Source organism: Pseudomonas sp. HN11 (genome assembly GCF_021390155.1).
Taxonomy (GTDB): domain Bacteria; phylum Pseudomonadota; class Gammaproteobacteria; order Pseudomonadales; family Pseudomonadaceae; genus Aquipseudomonas.
Map to the genome: position 1 here is coordinate 6,088,813 of NZ_CP089985.1, position 18,234 is coordinate 6,107,046.

General features: G+C 60.1%; 17 protein-coding genes and 1 pseudogene. 9 read left to right on the forward strand and 9 right to left on the reverse strand.

The window, feature by feature from the left end; all coding sequences use genetic code 11:
• The first annotated feature begins 64 nt into the window (after positions 1-64).
• Both LVW35_RS28065 and LVW35_RS28070 read left to right on the forward strand, forming a co-directional pair.
• Positions 65-1,489 (forward strand): aminotransferase-like domain-containing protein, encoded by a 1,425-nt coding sequence (locus LVW35_RS28065; protein WP_233892951.1) that lies wholly within the window; start codon positions 65-67, stop codon positions 1,487-1,489.
• A 62-nt stretch (positions 1,490-1,551) separates the two neighbouring features.
• Entirely contained in the window at positions 1,552-3,120 is a 1,569-nt protein-coding gene (locus tag LVW35_RS28070) for a phospholipase D family protein (RefSeq protein ID WP_233896560.1), read from the forward strand.
• Here LVW35_RS28070 and LVW35_RS28075 read toward each other — a convergent pair.
• Both LVW35_RS28075 and LVW35_RS28080 read right to left on the reverse strand, forming a co-directional pair.
• Positions 3,117-4,259, reverse strand: a complete 1,143-nt coding sequence (locus tag LVW35_RS28075; protein ID WP_233892952.1) for an MFS transporter — start codon at positions 4,257-4,259, stop codon at positions 3,117-3,119. The two genes, LVW35_RS28070 and LVW35_RS28075, sit on opposite strands and share 4 nt — an antisense overlap.
• A 150-nt stretch (positions 4,260-4,409) precedes the next feature.
• Positions 4,410-5,903, reverse strand: coding sequence for an aldehyde dehydrogenase (locus LVW35_RS28080; protein WP_233892953.1), 1,494 nt, complete (start codon positions 5,901-5,903; stop codon positions 4,410-4,412).
• A 229-nt stretch (positions 5,904-6,132) separates the two neighbouring features.
• On the opposite strand from LVW35_RS28080, the gene LVW35_RS28085 reads away from it, so the two are divergent.
• Positions 6,133-6,495 carry a cupin domain-containing protein gene (locus LVW35_RS28085; RefSeq protein ID WP_038843524.1) on the forward strand — a complete coding sequence of 121 codons (363 nt, stop codon included), beginning with the start codon at positions 6,133-6,135 and terminating at the stop codon, positions 6,493-6,495.
• Between the two features lie 50 nt (positions 6,496-6,545).
• Here LVW35_RS28085 and LVW35_RS28090 read toward each other — a convergent pair.
• The 3 genes from LVW35_RS28090 to rpmB form a co-directional block, all read right to left on the reverse strand.
• A protein-coding gene (locus LVW35_RS28090) for an IS3 family transposase (RefSeq protein WP_233892000.1) occupies positions 6,546-7,768 on the reverse strand; the annotation gives its coding sequence in 2 pieces (ribosomal slippage) (positions 6,546-7,417 and positions 7,417-7,768; 1,224 coding nt in all).
• A gap of 114 nt (positions 7,769-7,882) precedes the next feature.
• Positions 7,883-8,038, reverse strand: a complete 156-nt coding sequence (gene rpmG, locus LVW35_RS28095; protein ID WP_003176906.1) for a 50S ribosomal protein L33 — start codon at positions 8,036-8,038, stop codon at positions 7,883-7,885.
• 11 nt (positions 8,039-8,049) lie between these two features.
• Positions 8,050-8,283, reverse strand: a complete 234-nt coding sequence (gene rpmB, locus LVW35_RS28100) for a 50S ribosomal protein L28 (protein WP_010207494.1) — start codon at positions 8,281-8,283, stop codon at positions 8,050-8,052.
• A 458-nt stretch (positions 8,284-8,741) separates the two neighbouring features.
• Here rpmB and LVW35_RS28105 point away from each other — a divergent pair, with 458 nt between their 5' ends.
• Positions 8,742-10,334 carry an ABC transporter substrate-binding protein gene (locus LVW35_RS28105; protein WP_233892954.1) on the forward strand — a complete coding sequence of 531 codons (1,593 nt, stop codon included), beginning with the start codon at positions 8,742-8,744 and terminating at the stop codon, positions 10,332-10,334.
• A 72-nt stretch (positions 10,335-10,406) separates the two neighbouring features.
• Here the strand turns inward: LVW35_RS28105 and radC are convergent, their stop codons facing one another.
• Complete coding sequence (gene radC / locus LVW35_RS28110) at positions 10,407-11,081, reverse strand: RadC family protein (RefSeq protein ID WP_233892955.1); 675 nt, start codon at positions 11,079-11,081, stop codon at positions 10,407-10,409.
• Between the two features lie 138 nt (positions 11,082-11,219).
• Between radC and coaBC the strand changes: the two genes are divergently transcribed.
• The 4 genes and pseudogenes from coaBC (at position 11,220) to argB (ending at position 15,475) form a co-directional block, all read left to right on the forward strand.
• Complete coding sequence (gene coaBC, locus LVW35_RS28115) at positions 11,220-12,428, forward strand: bifunctional phosphopantothenoylcysteine decarboxylase/phosphopantothenate--cysteine ligase CoaBC (protein WP_233892956.1); 1,209 nt, start codon at positions 11,220-11,222, stop codon at positions 12,426-12,428.
• A gap of 4 nt (positions 12,429-12,432) precedes the next feature.
• Positions 12,433-12,888: a dUTP diphosphatase gene (gene dut, locus LVW35_RS28120; protein WP_233892958.1), complete on the forward strand. Its 456-nt coding sequence runs from the start codon at positions 12,433-12,435 to the stop codon at positions 12,886-12,888.
• A gap of 240 nt (positions 12,889-13,128) precedes the next feature.
• Positions 13,129-14,550, forward strand: a pseudogene (locus LVW35_RS28125) (phosphomannomutase/phosphoglucomutase); the annotation flags it as partial.
• Positions 14,551-14,569: 19 nt separating this feature from the next.
• Entirely contained in the window at positions 14,570-15,475 is a 906-nt protein-coding gene (gene argB / locus LVW35_RS28130) for an acetylglutamate kinase (protein WP_016975925.1), read from the forward strand.
• Between the two features lie 64 nt (positions 15,476-15,539).
• On the opposite strand, the gene pyrE is transcribed toward argB, so the two are convergent.
• Positions 15,540-16,187, reverse strand: a complete 648-nt coding sequence (pyrE, locus tag LVW35_RS28135) for an orotate phosphoribosyltransferase (RefSeq protein ID WP_233892959.1) — start codon at positions 16,185-16,187, stop codon at positions 15,540-15,542.
• 82 nt (positions 16,188-16,269) lie between these two features.
• Between pyrE and LVW35_RS28140 the strand changes: the two genes are divergently transcribed.
• On the forward strand, positions 16,270-17,049 hold the full coding sequence (locus tag LVW35_RS28140; RefSeq protein WP_003195493.1) for an exodeoxyribonuclease III: 780 nt from the start codon (positions 16,270-16,272) through the stop codon (positions 17,047-17,049).
• A gap of 57 nt (positions 17,050-17,106) precedes the next feature.
• Here LVW35_RS28140 and LVW35_RS28145 read toward each other — a convergent pair whose 3' ends face one another.
• Entirely contained in the window at positions 17,107-17,478 is a 372-nt protein-coding gene (locus tag LVW35_RS28145) for a DUF4870 domain-containing protein (protein WP_233892960.1), read from the reverse strand.
• A gap of 22 nt (positions 17,479-17,500) precedes the next feature.
• Positions 17,501-18,223, reverse strand: coding sequence for a ribonuclease PH (gene rph / locus LVW35_RS28150; protein WP_016975928.1), 723 nt, complete (start codon positions 18,221-18,223; stop codon positions 17,501-17,503).
• Between the last annotated feature and the right edge of the window lie 11 nt (positions 18,224-18,234).

Here is an 18,234-nt window from a genome sequence, read left to right on the forward strand (position 1 = left end):
GCCTATGGGCGGCTGAATCCTGTATTTTCTGCCTATCTGCAATGGTTTCCCGGGAGCGAACGCCATGACCCTGTACATGAACCTCGCCGAACTGCTGGGTACCCGCATCGAACAGGGCTTTTATCGCCCCGGAGACAGGCTGCCTTCAGTACGGGCCTTGAGTGTGGAACACGGGGTCAGCCTGAGCACCGTGCAGCAGGCCTACCGCTTGCTGGAAGACAACGGCCTGGCGATGCCCAAGCCGAAATCCGGCTATTTCGTGCCGGTCGGTCGCGAGTTGCCGGCCCTGCCTGAAGTCGGCCGTCCGGCACAGCGGCCCGTGGAGATATCCCAGTGGGACCAGGTACTGGAGCTGATTCGCGCAGTACCGCGCAAAGATGTCATACAGATGGGGCGCGGCATGCCGGATGTATTGTCGCCGACCATGAAGCCGCTGCTGCGCAGCCTTGCCCGCGTGAGCCGCCGCCAGGATCTGCCCGGCCTATATTACGACAACATCCTCGGTTGTATGGAATTGCGCGAGCAAATCGCCCGTCTGTCATTGGATTCCGGCTGCCAGCTGACGGCCGAGGACATCGTGATCACCACTGGCTGCCATGAGGCGCTGTCCGCCAGCATCCATGCGATCTGCGAGCCTGGTGACATCGTCGCGGTGGACTCGCCGAGCTTCCACGGCGCCATGCAGACCCTCAAGGGCCTGGGCATGAAAGCCCTGGAGATTCCCACCGACCCGATCACCGGCATCAGCCTCGAAGCCCTGGAACTGGCGCTGGAACAGTGGCCGATCAAGGTCATCCAGTTGACCCCCAACTGCAACAACCCCTTGGGTTACATCATGCCCGAGGCACGTAAAAAGGCACTGCTGACTCTGGCCCAGCGCTTTGACGTGGCAATCATCGAAGACGATGTGTACGGCGAGCTGGCCTTCAGCTACCCACGCCCGCGCACTATCAAGTCCTTCGACGAAGACGGCCGTGTATTGCTGTGCAGCTCATTCTCGAAAACCCTGGCGCCAGGTTTGCGCATCGGTTGGGTCGCGCCGGGCCGATACCTCGAACGGGTGCTGCACATGAAGTACATCAGCACCGGCTCCACAGCGACACAACCGCAGATCGCCATTGCAGAGTTTCTCAAAGGCGGCCACTTCGAACCGCATTTGCGGAGGATGCGCACCCAATACCAGCGCAATCGCGATTTGATGATCGACTGGGTCAGCCGCTACTTCCCGGCAGGCACCCGCGCCAGCCGGCCTCAAGGCAGTTTCATGCTCTGGATCGAGCTGCCGGAAGGCTTCGATACACTCAAGCTCAACCGCACCCTGGTTGAACAAGGCGTACAGGTAGCTGTAGGCAGTATCTTTTCGGCGTCGGGCAAATACCGGAACTGCCTGCGCATGAACTACGCTGCCAAGCCAACCCCGCAGATTGAAGAAGCCGTGCGCAAGGTGGGTGCTGCCGCAATCAAGATGCTGGCCGAGGCCGGCGACTGACCTTTCGCGGGAATTTGCCGTCATATGCCGACAACCGCCCTGATCTGGAAGCAACTCCCTTGATGATCCAACGGCTATTACCGTTTTTCCTGTTGGGAGCCCTGACCCTGGGCGGCTGCGCCACAGTGAGCACACCGCGCATCCCCAGCGACGCCCTGCCCGCCGCGCAATCGTCGTTCGGCCGCTCGATCCAGGCACAGGCGGCGCCTTATCAAGGCCGCTCCGGCTTTCGCCTGCTGCCAAACAGCAGTGAAGCTTTCATGGCCCGCGCCGAGCTGATCCGTAACGCCCAGACCAGCCTCGACCTGCAGTACTACATCGTGCACGACGGCATCAGCACGCGCATGCTGGTGGACGAACTGCTCAAGGCTGCCGACCGTGGCGTGCGCGTGCGCATCCTGCTGGATGACACCACCAGCGACGGCCTCGACCAGATCATCGCCACCCTCGCCACCCATCCCAAGATCGAGATCCGCCTGTTCAACCCCCTGCACCTGGGGCGCAGCACGGGCGTCACGCGGGCCATGGGCCGTCTGTTCAACCTGTCGCTGCAACATCGGCGCATGCACAACAAGCTTTGGCTGGCGGACAACAGTGTGGCCATCGTCGGCGGACGCAACCTGGGGGATGAGTATTTCGACGCCGAGCCCAACCTGAACTTTACCGACATCGACATGCTTAGCGTGGGGCCAGTCGCCGAGCAGCTGGGTCACAGTTTCGATCAGTATTGGAACAGCGCCCTGAGCAAGCCCATCGATGACTTCGTCTCCAATACGCCCTCCAAAGGCGACCTCGCCGCCGCGCGCGTGCGCCTGGAAACGTCGCTGGCCGAATCGCGCCAGCAGAACCATGCGCTGTACAACCGCTTGCGCACCTACCAGACCCAACCGCGCATGGACACCTGGCGCCGCGAGCTGATCTGGGCCTGGAACCAGGCGCTGTGGGACGCGCCGAGCAAAGTGCTGGCCAAGGCCGACCCGGATCCTCGGTTGTTGCTCACCACGCAACTGGCGCCGGAGTTAGAGGGTGTCAATCACGAGTTGATGATGATCTCAGCGTACTTCGTGCCAGGGCAACCTGGGCTGGTGTACCTGACCGGACGTGCCGATGCGGGTGTGTCCGTCAGTCTGCTGACCAATTCACTGGAAGCCACGGACGTGCCTGCCGTACACGGTGGTTATGCACCTTATCGCAAGGCGTTGCTGGAGCATGGCGTGAAGCTCTACGAATTGCGTCGCCAACCCGGTGACCCCAGCGCCGGCAGCGGCCCGCACCTGTTCCGGCGCGGCACCTTCCGCGGCTCGGACTCCAGCTTGCACAGCAAAGCGATGATCTTTGATCGGGAGAAATCGTTTATCGGCTCATTCAACTTCGACCCTCGTTCGGTGCTGTGGAACACCGAAGTGGGTGTGCTGGTGGACAGCCCTGAATTGGCCGAACACGTACGCAACCTGGCGCTGCAAGGCATGGCGCCGCCCTTGAGCTATGAGGCGAAACTGCAGGATGGCCAAGTGGTGTGGGTGACCGAAGATAACGGCCAACTGCACACCCTGACCCGCGAGCCAGGCAGTTGGTGGCGAAGGTTCAATGCCTGGTTCGCTACCAGCGTTGGCCTGGAGCGCATGCTCTAGGCCGGTTGCGCCGCCCCGAATGCTCCCTGGCGCAGCAACAACAGCACCAAGCCCAACGCACCGGCCGCCATCAGCAACGGCAATGCATGCCCGCTGATCCACTGGCTGCCCGCACCTGCCACCAGCGGGCCGACCAGGCAACCGATCCCCCACAGTTGCGCAACATGGGCATTGGCGCGCACCAGCGCATCGTCGCGATAACGCTCGCCGATCAGGATCAGTGACAGGGTAAACAAGCCACCCGCACTCGCACCGAACACGACCCATACCGGCCAGATCAGCGGCGTATGCATCAACAACGGAATGGCCAGGCTTGACGCCAGCAACAGCACGGCACATACCAGAAACAACGTGCGCCGCGGCAGGTAGTCGGCCAGTGCGCCGATGGGCAACTGCAGCAGCGCATCGCCGACCACCACGGTGCTGACCATGGCCAGGGCAATTTCGGCAGTGAAGCCTTGTTGCAGGCAATACACCGGCAACAACGTCAGAATCATCGCCTCGAAGGCAGCGAACAAGGCCACCGCCCAGGCAATCGCGGGCAGGCTCAGGCAGAAGCGCCACAGTTGCGCAAAGGTCACGCTGAAGGACTCGGCGGTGGGCGCGCCAGAACGGCCCAGCAACAGGAATGGCGCCACTACCAACAAGCCCACGCCGACCCAGAAGCCGTAATCATGGTCGGTGCCGATCAAGCCCAGCAGCAACGGGCCCGACAGCTGGCTCAAGGCATAACTGCAGCCATACAACGCCACCAGCCGACCGCGCCACTGCTCCACTACCAATTGGTTGATCCAGCTTTCGCCCAGGATAAACACGATAGTCAGGATCACCCCGATCATCAGCCTCAGCATCAGCCAGACCGGATAGCTGGGCAGGATCGCCAGCAAGCCGATAGACACCGCGCCCGCCCACAGGCACAGGCGCATCAGGTTGGCGGTGCCCAGCCAAGAGGCCATGCGACTGGAGACCTTCGCACCGAGCAGCACACCAAAAGCAGGCATCGCCGCCATCACGCCGATGGCGAAACTGCCATAGCCCCAACTTTCGAGGCGCAGGGACACCAGCGGCATGCTGACGCCCAAGGCCAAACCGACGCTGAGCACCGAAGCCAGGACGGCAAAATAAGTCGCCCAACGCATTTCCACGCTCCTGTGGATAAATTTTTTTGATCACACAAAACAGTGCGGGAGCGGACTTGCTCACGAAAGCGGCGTATCAGTCAATGCATGCGTGACTGTCATACCGCATTCGCGAGCAAGCCCGCTCCCACATTTGGCCTGCGGTGTTGCTTAGAGCTTGATCCAGGTCGCCTTCAGCTCGGTGTACTTGTCGAACGCATGCAGCGACTTGTCGCGACCGTTGCCCGACTGCTTGAAGCCACCGAATGGCGCGGTCATGTCGCCGCCGTCGTATTGGTTGACCCACACACTACCGGCGCGCAGGGCTTTGGCGGTCAGGTGCGCCTTGGAGATATCCGCCGTCCACACCGCCGCGGCCAGGCCGTATTGGGTGTCGTTGGCGATGGCGATCGCTTCCTCGGCGCTGTCGAAGGTGATCACTGACAGGACCGGGCCAAAGATCTCTTCCTGGGCGATCTTCATCGCATTGGTCACACCGTCGAAAATCGTCGGCTCGACGTAAGTACCACCGGTTTCTTCCAGCGTGCGCTTGCCACCGGCAACCAACTTGGCGCCATCGGCATGGCCGGCTTCGATGTACGAGAGCACGGTGTTCATTTGCTGAGTATCTACCAGCGCGCCCACGTTGGTGGCCGGGTCCAGTGGATTACCTGGCTTCCAGCCCTTGAGGGCCTCGATCACCAGCGGCAGGAATTTGTCCTTGATGGAGCGCTCCACCAGCAGACGCGAACCCGCGGTGCAGACTTCGCCCTGGTTGAAGGCAATGGCGCCAGCGGCGGACTCGGCGGCGGCTTGCAGGTCCGGCGCATCGGCAAACACGATGTTCGGGCTCTTGCCGCCAGCTTCCAGCCACACGCGCTTCATGTTCGATTCGCCGGAGCGGATCAACAGTTGCTTGGCGATCTTGGTGGAACCGGTGAACACCAGGGTATCGACGTCCATGTGCAGCGCCAGCGCGTTGCCGACGGTGTGACCGTAGCCCGGCAGTACGTTGAAAACGCCTTTTGGAATGCCGGCCTCAACGGCCAAGGCGGCGATACGGATGGCGGTCAGTGGGGACTTTTCAGACGGTTTGAGGATCACCGAGTTACCGGTGGACAGCGCCGGGCCGAGTTTCCAGCAAGCCATCATCAGAGGGAAGTTCCACGGCACGATGGCGCCGACAACACCGACCGGCTCACGCGTCACCAGACCCAACTGGTCATGCGGGGTAGCCGCGACTTCGTCGTAGATCTTGTCGATCGCTTCGCCGCTCCAGCTCAGGGCATTCGCCGCGCCGGGTACGTCGATGTTCAGGGAGTCGCTGATAGGCTTGCCCATGTCCAGGGTTTCGAGCAGCGCCAGCTCTTCGGCATTGGCCTTGAGCAATGCGGCGAAACGGAGCATGGCGGATTTGCGTTTGGCCGGCGCCAGGCGCGACCACACACCGGAATTGAAGGTGGCACGCGCGTTTTCGACGGCGCGCTGAGCATCGGCGGCGTCGCAGCTCGCAACGGTTGCCAGCAGGCGGCCATCGACCGGGCTGATGCATTCGAAGGTATCACCGGAAACAGCGGCAGTGTACTCGCCATTGATGTAGGCACGGCCTTCGATCTTCAGATCCTTGGCGCGTTGTTCCCAGTCGGCACGGGTCAGGGTGGTCATGCGAGTGTCCTCCTCTTATTGAATACAAGGGCCAGGGGATGTCCCACGGCAGCCTTAAAGAATTCTTGCCCGCCAGCCAATGGTTCGGCGCAAGGCAGCTGCCACCCTAAACCAGCGGCTGGGGATGTTTCAATATATTTGACATAACGCCAGTAAACGCCCTTGCGATGTTCATTTTAATAAACATAGACTTTGGGCTCTCCAACCGCAGGCCAGACGGGACACGCACATGAGCATCCAGGATATCGTCGACTTCAGCCAAGCCAAGACCGCCGCCGAGCGCTACCGCCCTGCCGCCGAAAAGATCCTCAAGGGTGACCCCGAGCAGACGATCTACAACCACTACAACAGCCCGTGTGGACAGATGAGCGCTGGAGTCTGGGAAGGTGAAGTCGGGCACTGGAAGGTCAACTACACCGAGCATGAGTACTGCGAGATTGTGCAGGGTGTTTCAGTACTGCGTGATGCCGATGGCAACGCCAAGACCCTGCGCGCTGGCGACCGTTTTGTGATCCCCGCCGGGTTCAGCGGGACCTGGGAAGTGCTGGAACCGTGCCGCAAGATCTACGTGGTGTTTGAGCAGAAAGCCTGACCGGCAGATCGTATGTCTAGTCCTGAAATAGGTTTACACCTGTTTCAGTCTCAAAACGCTCGATGCACCGCATCGGGCGTTTTGTATTTCAGGGACATGTGTGGCCTTTCCCCGTTGTAGATCAGCACCGACTCACCCACCATCTTCACTGCATCCGCCAGATTTTTAGGGCGATACAGCAGAAACTCGGTCTTCAAAATGCCGTTTATCCGTTCCGCCAGAGCATTCTGGTAGCAGTCATAGCCGTCGGTCATCGAGCATCTGATGCCATGACTGGCGTGCAAGCGCTGATAAAGCTCAGAGCAGTATTGGGCTCCGCGGTCTGAATGATGGATTAGTGGAAGCGTGGTTTGGCGTTCACCAACTGCCTTTTCCATCGCTTTGATCACCGACTCGGTATGCAAACTCGCATGCACATGATGGCCTACGATCTTGCGCGAGTAAGCGTCTGTCACCAGGCTCACATAAGCCACGCTTTCCTGTGTCGGCAGGTAGGTTATGTCTGCAACCCACACCTGCTCTGGTCTGTTGGGTACGATCTGCTTCTGGCCCGCTTTGAGCAGGTTAGGATGGCGGCGAAAGCGGTGATGGCTGTCCGTCGTTTTGTGGTAAGCCCGTTTGCGCACAACCAGTTCTCGAGCGTTGCGCAGGATGCTGAACAGGCGGTCTCTGCCGACCTGCACTGATGCGCCAAATTCGACGCTCATCAGGTAATGCAGCTTGCGCGTGCCGATCCGTGGCTGGCGTCGGCGCTTTTCAAGAACAAAGTCCATCACCTCTTGATCTTGGCGAGCCCTCGCGTCGAAAGCCCGATTTCGTTGGTAATATGCTTGGCGCGAAATGCCCATGAACAGGCAAGCCCTGGTGATGCTCAGGTCTTGGATTTGCCCTTGCGAGAGGACTTGCCGGGTCGCTTTTTTACGACAGAAACACCGTAGTCATTCTTCAGAACATTCACGACGGCTTCGAAGAACTGCGCTTTCTGGTTGCTTAGCGCCAACTGCTCTTCGAGCTCTTTGATCCGCTGCTCGGGTGTTAGCGGGAGGGGTGGCTCAGTCATGGACCTGCTCCTCGGTTCTCGAATTGAGGCGCCCTGACTCCAGTCCTGCCGGCCGTGCTTGCGCAGCCAGACCAGTACCGTGGACCGGCCCTGAATGCCGTAGCGCCGTTGAGCCTCTTTATAACTCAACTCGCCCTTTTCGACCTGGTCTACGACCGATAATTTAAAGGCTAGCGTGTAGTCACGCTGGCTTCGCCTTTTGCCCGCATCCATTGGCTCCTCCTGAAGATAGGTCAGAAGGTGTAAACCTTATTCAGGACGGGACAGTAGGCAAAAAAAAGCCCGGATCGTGAGATACGGGCTTTTTTTCACAAGGAGGAAAATCAATTACTTGATTTTGCCTTCTTTGTAGATCACGTGCTTACGAACGCGCGGGTCGAACATTTTCTTTTCGAGCTTGTCCGGGGTAGTACGCTTGTTCTTGTCGGTAGTGTAGAAGTGACCAGTACCGGCGCTAGAGATCATTCGAATCAATTCACGCATGATATAGCTCCTTAGATTGTGCCAGCGCGGCGCAATTCAGCCAGCACGACAGTGATGCCACGCTTGTCGATGATGCGCATGCCTTTGGCAGATACGCGCAGACGGACGAAACGTTTCTCTTCTTCAACCCAGAAGCGGTGATGCTGCAGGTTCGGCAGGAAACGACGACGGGTTTTGTTATTTGCGTGGGAAATGTTATTCCCAGTCACCGGACCCTTACCGGTAACTTGACAGACTCTCGACATGCCTCAGCCCTCTAAAACCACATGCCCAACCCGGCATGGGTTGGCCGCTTAATCTCTCAGTCATTTGGCGCCAGGCGCCGCGTTTCTTTAGGGTCTTACCGGCTACACCTACAAGCGAAGGAACCGGGCCCCTAGAAAAGAGCGCTGCTTTATACCAGAAAGACCCAGGTGCAACAACAGCCTGCGTGCTTTTACTGGCGTAAATCTCGGCGACAGGCGCCTGAACCGTTGCCAGGAGGGGCCGCTGTCACAGCCGACCGCTCGTCGCACAGAATGATTTACAGCGCCCGCACGCACGGTGAAGTGCTCGGCAAAACGCGCTGAGGTGCCATCAAAACAGCATTTGGCGCAAAAGCACAGGCAAAAATGGGCTAGTCATTTACCAATCAGACCACTACGGTAGGACCTTTCCAGACTGCACTCGCAGATGGGCCTTCGATCTGCAAAGGAAACCGAACATGCGCCTCGCTGCCCTACCGCTATTGCTAGCCCCTCTCTTTATCGCCCCGCTGGCCTCTGCAGCCAGCACGCTGAGCGTTTGCACCGAGGCCAGCCCCGAAGGGTTCGATGTGGTGCAATACAACTCGCTGACCACCACCAATGCCTCGGCCGACGTGCTGATGAACCGCCTGGTGGACTACGACGCGGCCAGCGGCAAATTGGTGCCCAGCCTGGCAGACAGCTGGGAAGTCTCGCCGGATGGTCTGACCTATACCTTCAAGCTGCACCCGGATGTGAAATTCCATCGCACCGACTACTTCACCCCCAGCCGTACCCTGACCGCTGAAGACGTGCGCTTCAGCTTCGAGCGCATGCTCGACCCAGCCAACCCCTGGCACAAGATCGCCCAGAGCGGATTCCCTCACGCCCAGTCGTTGCAACTGCCGACGCTGGTCAAGAAAATCGACGCTCTCGACCCGCTGACCGTGCGTTTCACCCTGGATCACGCCGACTCCACCTTCCTCGCCGCCCTGAGCATGGGTTTTGCCTCGATCTACCCGGCGGAATACGCCGACAAACTGCTCAAGGCCGGCACGCCGGAGAAACTTAACAGCCAGCCAATCGGCACCGGGCCGTTCGTCTTCAGCCGATTCCAGAAAGATGCCGTGGTGCGCTACAAAGCCAATTCGGATTACTTCGCCGGCAAACCGGCTGTGGATAACTTGATCTTCGCCATCACCCCGGACGCCAACGTGCGCCTGCAGAAACTGCATCGCGACGAATGCCAGATTGCCCTGTCGCCCAAGCCGCTCGATGTAGGCGAGGCCGAAAAGGACCCGGCACTCAAAGTGGAGAAAACCGCTGCCTTCATGACCGCCTTCGTGGCCATCAACAGCCAGCACCCGCCATTGGACAAGCCCGAAGTACGCCAGGCAATCAACCTGGCCTTCGACAAGGGTAGCTACCTCAAGGCCGTGTTTGAAGGCACCGCCGAAGCCGCCAACGGCCCTTACCCGCCCAACACCTGGAGCTACGCCAAGGACCTGCCGGGTTATCCTCAGGACTTCGCCAAGGCCAAGGCGCTGCTGAACCGTGCCGGCCTCAAGGACGGTTTCAAGACCACTATCTGGACCCGCCCCACCGGCAGCCTGCTGAACCCCAACCCGAACCTCGGTGCACAACTGTTGCAGGCTGACCTGGCCAAGGTCGGCATCCAGGCAGAAATCCGCGTGATCGAGTGGGGCGAACTGATCCGTCGCGCCAAGGCTGGTGAACACGATTTGCTGTTCATGGGCTGGGCCGGCGACAACGGCGACCCGGATAACTTCCTGACCCCGCAGTTCTCATGCGCGGCGGTGAAGTCCGGCACCAACTTCGCGCGCTACTGCGACCCCGCGCTGGACAAGCTGATCAGCGCGGGCAAGACCACCAGCGAGCAAGGCGTACGCAGCAAGCTCTACCAGCAGGCCCAGGCGCAGATCCAGCAGCAGGCGCTGTGGTTGCCACTTGCGCACCCAACCGCGTTTGCCCTGGCCCGCAGGAATGTCGAGGGCTACCAGGTAAGTCCATTCGGGCGCCAGGATTTCTCGAAGGTCAGCGTCAAGCCCTAAGCTGCAAGCTGCAAGCTGCAAGCTGCAAGCCCACTTGAGGCTTGCAGCTTCAACCTTGCAACTGCTTCCCTCCTACATCCACCCGTACTCCGCCATCGACAACGGGTCTCCATCTCCCACGATAATGTGGTCCAGCACTCGAACATCCACCATTTCCAACGCTTTTTGCAGCAGCCTGGTCAATTTTCGATCAGCCGCACTGGGCTCAAGGCTGCCGGAAGGGTGGTTGTGGCACAGGATCAACGCCGCCGCGTTGTAGGCCAGGGCGCGCTTGACCACTTGCCGAGGATAAACCATCGCCGCATCGATGGTGCCCTGGGACAACGCCTCGAAACCCAGCACCCGATGTTTGGAATCCAGAAACAGGCAACCGAAGGTCTCGTGAGGCTCGTGGCGCAACAGCGCCTTGAGGTAATCACGTACAGCCACCGGGCTTTCCAGCACAGAATCCTTGCGCAGGCGCTCAGCCATGTGGCGACGGGACATTTCCAGCACCGCCTGCAACTGGGCAAACTTGGCCGGCCCCAGCCCCAATTGCTGGCTGAACAGCGCCTGGCTGGCCTCCAGCAACGGACGCAAGCCGCCAAATTGCGCCAACAGATGGCGCGCCAGGTCTACCGCGCTGCGACCGGAAACCCCGGTACGCAGGAAGATCGCCAGCAGTTCGGCGTCCGACAGGCTCGCTGCGCCCCATTCCAAAAGCTTTTCCCGGGGCCGCTCTGCCACCGGCCAATCGCGAATACTCATCCCACCTCCCTGTGTGCGCCGCTGCTGCCTCGCGGACGCTGTGTTATCGTAGGCCCTCTTTTTTGCATGTGATTTCCCCTGGGGAGGGGGCATCGCAGGCATCACTGACTGGCATCACTGAACTGGAAAGGCAAACCAATGCAGCGTCTGTATCGGAAACGCATCGTTCTCGGCGTTGGCGGCGGCATTGCCGCCTACAAGAGCGCAGAACTGGTTCGCAGGCTCCTGGACCAAGGCGCCGAAGTGCGCGTTGTCATGACCCGCGGTGGCAGTGAGTTCATCACCCCACTGACCATGCAAGCGCTGTCCGGCCACCCGGTTCACCTGGACCTGCTGGACCCGGCCGCCGAAGCCGCCATGGGCCATATCGAGCTGGCCAAATGGGCCGATCTGGTGCTGATCGCGCCGGCCACCGCCGACCTGATCGCCCGCCTGGCCCAAGGCATCGCCGATGACCTGCTGACCACCCTGGTACTGGCCACCGACGCCACCGTCGCCATCGCCCCGGCCATGAACCAGGCCATGTGGCGCGACCCGGCCACCCAGGCCAACACCCAACTCCTGCAAAGCCGGGGCCTCAAGGTGTTCGGTCCGGCGTCCGGTAGCCAAGCCTGCGGCGACGTCGGCATGGGTCGCATGCTCGAAGCCACCGACCTGGCGCTGTGCGCCGCCGAGTGCTTCCAGCACCTGGCCCTCACCGGCAAGCATGTGCTGATCACCGCCGGCCCGACCCAGGAAAACATCGACCCGGTGCGCTACATCACCAACCATAGCTCAGGAAAAATGGGCTTTGCCCTGGCTGAAGCAGCGGTCGAGGCAGGCGCGCGCGTCACCTTGATCACCGGTCCGGTACATTTGCCGACCCCGGATCGGGCCACGCGAATCGACGTAGTCAGCGCCCGGGACATGCTGGCGGCCTGCGAGGCGGCCATTCCGTGCGACTTGTTTATCGCCTCGGCAGCGGTTGCGGACTACCGCCCGGAAGTGGTCGCCCCGCAAAAACTCAAGAAAGACCCTACAAGCGGCGACGGCCTACTCCTGCAAATGGTACGCAACCCAGACATCTTGGCCACCATCGCCACCCGTCCGGACCGTCCGTTCAGTGTCGGCTTCGCCGCTGAGACCGAGCATTTGCTGGACTACGCCGCACGCAAATTGAAAGACAAAAACCTCGACCTGATCGTTGCCAATGATGTCGCCAACCCGAGCATCGGCTTCAACAGCGAGGAAAACGCTTGCAGCGTTATTGACCGCGACCTGCACGCCACCCTTTTCGCCCAGACCAGCAAGGGCAAGATTGCCCGCCAACTGATCTCTTTTATCGCCCAACGGCTGAATCAGGTTTAATTTCATGCACGCTTTGCAAGCCAAGATCCTCGACCCACGCATCGGCACCGAATTCCCACTGCCAGCCTACGCCACGCCGGGTTCCGCCGGTCTCGACCTGCGCGCCATGCTCAAGCAAGACACGATTCTTGAGCCGGGACAGACCATTCTGATTCCGACCGGCCTGTCGATCTACGTGGGCGACCCTGGCTTGGCGGCGCTGATCCTGCCGCGCTCCGGCCTGGGCCACAAACACGGCATCGTGCTGGGCAACCTGGTCGGCCTGATCGACTCGGACTACCAGGGCGAACTGATGGTGTCGTGCTGGAACCGGGGCCAGACCGCCTTCAACATCGCCGTCGGCGAGCGCATTGCCCAGTTGGTACTGGTGCCGGTGGTGCAGGCGCACTTCGAACTGGTACAGGAATTTGATGAAACCCAGCGCGGCGCAGGCGGTTTTGGGCATTCCGGCAGTCACTGACTAAGCTGAATCTGGCCGGGCGGCGTTGCCCGGCCCGAGGCCACCGCAAGGCTTTTCAGGACGAAGAATGCGCGGACTTAATCAGCGAGATTTAATCTTATAAATCAATGTATTACGCAGTATTAAAGACGGAGCCGGCGCTCCGATGGCATTTTTGCACCACGAACTCTCTGCCGAAAACACCGTCATACCCTTCAGTTTGAGCCTGCCGGTCAGCCACATTAAGGCCAGCCTTGCCCCCTTCAGATGGAGTTTCCCCCCGCTATGACTACCGCAGCCCGCGTAGCCCCGACATTCCCCGACAGCATTTTTCGCGCCTATGACATTCGTGGCGTGGTGCCCAAGACCCTGACTGCCGAAACCGCCTACTGGATTGGCCGCGCCATCGGTTCCCAGAGCCTGGCCCAGGATGAGCCCAATGTTTCGGTCGGTCGAGACGGTCGTCTGTCCGGCCCGGAGTTGGTGGAACAACTGATCCAAGGCCTGGCCGATAGCGGTTGCCATGTCAGCGATGTGGGCCTGGTGCCGACGCCGGCGTTGTACTATGCCGCCAACGTCCTGGCCGGCAAATCCGGGGTGATGCTCACCGGCAGCCATAACCCGTCGGACTACAACGGTTTCAAGATCGTCATCGCTGGCGATACTCTGGCCAACGAACAGATCCAGGCCCTGCACGACCGCCTGAAAAACAACGATCTGACCAGCGGCAAGGGCACCATCACCAAAGTCGACATCCTGCAACGCTACTCTGATGAAATTACCCGTGACGTCAAACTCGCGCGCCGCCTCAAAGTGGTAGTGGACTGCGGCAACGGGGCGGCGGGCGTGATCGCCCCGCAGCTGCTCGAAGCGCTGAATTGCGAGGTGATTCCGTTGTTCTGTGAGGTGGACGGTAACTTCCCCAACCACCACCCGGACCCAGGCAAGCCGGAGAACCTGGTGGACCTGATCGCCAAGGTCAAGGAAACCGGGGCTGACGTCGGCCTGGCTTTCGACGGTGACGGCGACCGCGTGGGCGTGGTGACCGAAACGGGCGAAATCGTGTTCCCGGACCGCCTGCTGATGCTGTTCGCCCGCGATGTGGTCGCGCGCAACCCTGGCGCCGAGATCATTTTCGACGTGAAGTGCACCCGCCGCCTCACCCCGCTGATCAAGGAATACGGCGGCCGTCCGTTAATGTGGAAGACCGGTCACTCGTTGATCAAAAAGAAAATGAAGGAAACCGGTGCGCTGTTGGCCGGCGAAATGAGCGGTCACGTGTTCTTCAAGGAACGCTGGTTTGGCTTTGACGACGGTATTTACAGCGCTGCGCGCCTGCTGGAGATCCTCAGCAAGGAAAAATCCACCGCCGAAGAGCTGTTCCAGACCTTCCCGAACGATATTTCTACGCCAGAGATCAATATCCATGTGACCGAGGAGAGCAAATTCAGCATCATTGACGCACTGCACGATGCGCAATGGGGCGAAGGTGCCAACCTGACCACCATTGATGGTGTGCGAGTCGATTACGCCAAAGGCTGGGGCCTGGTTCGCGCGTCCAACACCACACCGGTGCTGGTCCTGCGTTTCGAGGCGGATACCGAGGCTGAGTTGCAGCGCATCAAGGACGTGTTCCACGCCCAGTTGAAACGTGTTGCCCCTGATCTCCAATTACCGTTCTGATTTTTTACCGGAGCCCTGAATGACCCTCGAACGCGAAGCCGCTGCCAACACTGCCAAGGTCCTGTCCGAAGCGTTGCCTTACATCCGACGCTATGTCGGCAAGACGCTGGTGATCAAGTACGGCGGCAATGCCATGGAAAGCGACGAGCTGAAAACCGGCTTTGCCCGCGACATCGTGTTGATGAAAGCCGTGGGGATCAACCCGGTGGTGGTCCACGGTGGCGGCCCGCAAATCGGCGACCTGCTCAAGCGCTTGTCGATCGAGAGTCACTTCATCGATGGCATGCGCGTCACTGACGCGCAGACCATGGACGTGGTGGAGATGGTGCTCGGCGGCCAGGTCAACAAGGACATCGTCAACCTGATCAACCGCCATGGCGGCAGCGCCATCGGCCTGACCGGCAAGGACGCGGAGCTGATCCGCGCGAAAAAACTGACCGTGACCCGTCAGACGCCGGAAATGACCCAGCCGGAAATCATCGACATCGGCCAGGTGGGCGAAGTGGTCGGCGTGAACACCGACCTGCTGAACCTGTTGGTGAAAGGCGATTTCATCCCGGTGATCGCGCCTATCGGCGTGGGCGCGAACGGCGAGTCCTACAACATCAACGCCGATCTGGTGGCCGGCAAAGTGGCCGAAGCGCTGAAAGCTGAAAAGCTGATGCTGCTGACCAACATCGCCGGCCTGATGGACAAGGAAGGCAAAGTGTTGACCGGTTTGACCACGCAACAAGTGGACGAGTTGATCGCCGATGGCACCATCTACGGCGGCATGTTGCCCAAGATCCGTTGCGCGCTGGAAGCGGTGCAAGGCGGCGTGGGCAGCTCGCTGATCATCGATGGCCGCGTACCGAACGCGGTATTGCTGGAAATCTTCACGGATACCGGCATGGGTACGTTGATCAGTAACCGCAAGCGTCCTTAAACGCCAGTAAACAAAAGGCCCCGCTCAATCGGATTGAGCGGGGCCTTTTTTCATTGCCCGGCGATTACTGAACGCCGAACTGCTCGCGGTACGCCTTCACCGCCGGCAGGTGTTGCTTGAGCTGCGGATCATCTTCCAGGAACTGCAGCACCTGGTTCAGCGACACGATGCTCACCACGGGAATGCCGAAATCGCGCTCGACTTCCTGGATGGCCGACAATTCACCATTGCCACGCTCCTGCCGGTTCAGCGCGATCAGCACGCCGGCAGCCTTGGCGCCGTCCTGGGAAGCGATTATCTGCATCACTTCGCGGATCGCAGTACCGGCGGTGATCACGTCGTCGATGATCAGCACGTCGCCCTTGAGCGGAGCCCCGACCAGGCTGCCACCTTCACCGTGAGCCTTGGCTTCCTTGCGGTTGAAGCACCACGGCAGGTCCTGCCCGTGATGTTCAGCCAGGGCCACAGCAGTCGCGGCGGCCAAGGGAATGCCTTTGTAGGCCGGGCCGAACAGGACGTCGAAGGGAATACCGCTTTCAACAATGGCGGCCGCATAGAAACGACCCAGCTGAGCCAGGGCCGATCCCGAGTTGAACAAGCCTGCATTGAAGAAGTACGGGCTGGTGCGCCCGGACTTCAAAGTGAACTCACCGAAGCGCAAAACGCCGCGATCGATGGCAAAACGAATGAAATCGCGTTGATACGCCTGCATGAAAAAAGCCTCAGATACCACGGATTTAGCTAATTAGGTAGACGGCGTGTATCATACACGCACGCGATTTTTGGGGCCATTTATGCGGATCATCAGTGTGAACGTTAATGGTATTCAGGCTGCAGTCGAGCGTGGTTTGCTCAGTTGGCTGCAAGCCCAGAATGCCGACGTCATCTGCCTGCAGGATACCCGCGCCTCCGCCTTTGAACTGGACGACCCAGCCTTCCAACTGGATGGCTACTTCCTTTATGCCTGCGATGCCGAAGTGCCCACCCAAGGTGGCGTGGCTTTGTATTCGCGGTTGCAACCCAAGGCGGTCATCAGCGGCCTCGGCTTCGAGACAGCCGACCGCTACGGGCGCTACCTGCAAGCCGATTTCGATAAGGTCAGCATCGCGACCTTGCTGCTTCCTTCGGGGCAGAACGGCGATGAAGACTTGAACCAGAAGTTCAAGCTAATGGACGATTTCGCCCGTTACCTGGATAAACAGCGACGCAAACGTCGCGAGTACATTTATTGTGGCTCGCTGTACGTGGCGCAACAGAAGCTGGATATCAAGAACTGGCGCGACAGCCAGCAATCACCGGGCTTCCTGGCGCCGGAACGGGCCTGGATGGACGAGATTGTCGGCAACATGGGCTATGTGGATGCCCTGCGCGAAGTCAGCCGCGAAGGTGACCAGTACAGCTGGTGGCCGGATAACGAACAGGCTGAGATGCTTAACCTGGGCTGGCGTTTCGACTACCAGTTGCTGACCCCAGGTCTGCGCCGGTTCGTTCGTAGCGCACGCCTGCCGCGCCAGCCACGCTTCTCGCAACACGCGCCGCTGATCGTGGACTACGACTGGACACTGACCATCTGAGGTCTTTTTCCAGGCACAAAAAAACCGACATTGCTGTCGGTTTTTTTGTGGTGTTCATTATTTGATCAGGCGCCAGGTCAAGGGGTAGCGATAAACAATCCCCTTGTTGGCCTTGATGCTGCCAATGATGGTCAGCACCACCGTGGTGATCGCCAGGGCAACCATCAGGAAAAAACCAATCACCGCGAAAGCCAGCACAATGCAAGCTATCCAAGCGATGGCTACAGTGATCTGGAAATTCAGCGCCTCTTTGCCCTGATCATCAATGAACGGGTCCACTTCTTTCTTCATCTGCCACAAGATCAGTGGCCCCACGACACTGCCAAACGGGAACACGAAGCCCAGAAACGCCGCGAGATGGCACAACATTGCCCCCTGGCGCACTTCGTAGGAAGGCGTAGGCACCGGCATTTGGCTGCTGTCATTCATAGCGTTTCTCCTTGAGACGAGCTCAGTCAGCCAGTGCGGCGTTCTGCAGCTCGAAGATTTCGGTCATGCCTTTCTGGGCCAGGGCCAGCATGGCGTTCAGCTCGGCCGGCTGGAATGGCGCGCCCTCGGCGGTGCCCTGTACTTCGATGAAACCACCGGTGCTGGTCATGACCACGTTCAGGTCAGTCTCGGCGGCCGAGTCTTCCAGGTAGTCCAGGTCCAGCACAGGCTCGCCCTGGTACATGCCTACCGACACAGCGGCGATCATCTGCTTGAGCGGGTCACCGCCCTTCAGGCCGCCACGCTTCTTGATCACTTTGAGTGCGTCAACCAGGGCCACCATGGCGCCGGTGATGGACGCGGTACGGGTGCCGCCGTCGGCCTGGATCACGTCGCAGTCGACGTAGAGGGTGACATCGCCCAGCTTGGACATGTCCAGGGCGGCGCGCAGGGAGCGACCAATCAGGCGCTGGATTTCCAGGGTACGGCCGCCCTGCTTGCCACGGCTGGCTTCACGCTGGTTACGCTCGCCGGTGGCACGCGGCAGCATGCCGTACTCGGCGGTCAACCAACCCTGGCCCTGGCCTTTGAGGAAACGCGGCACGCCGTTTTCGACGCTGACGGTGCAGATGACCTTGGTATCGCCAAACTCGACCAGTACAGACCCCTCGGCGTGTTTGGTGTAGTTGCGGGTGATGCGGATCGAGCGGAGCTGATCGGCAGCGCGACCACTTGGACGTTTCATAGGGAGACACC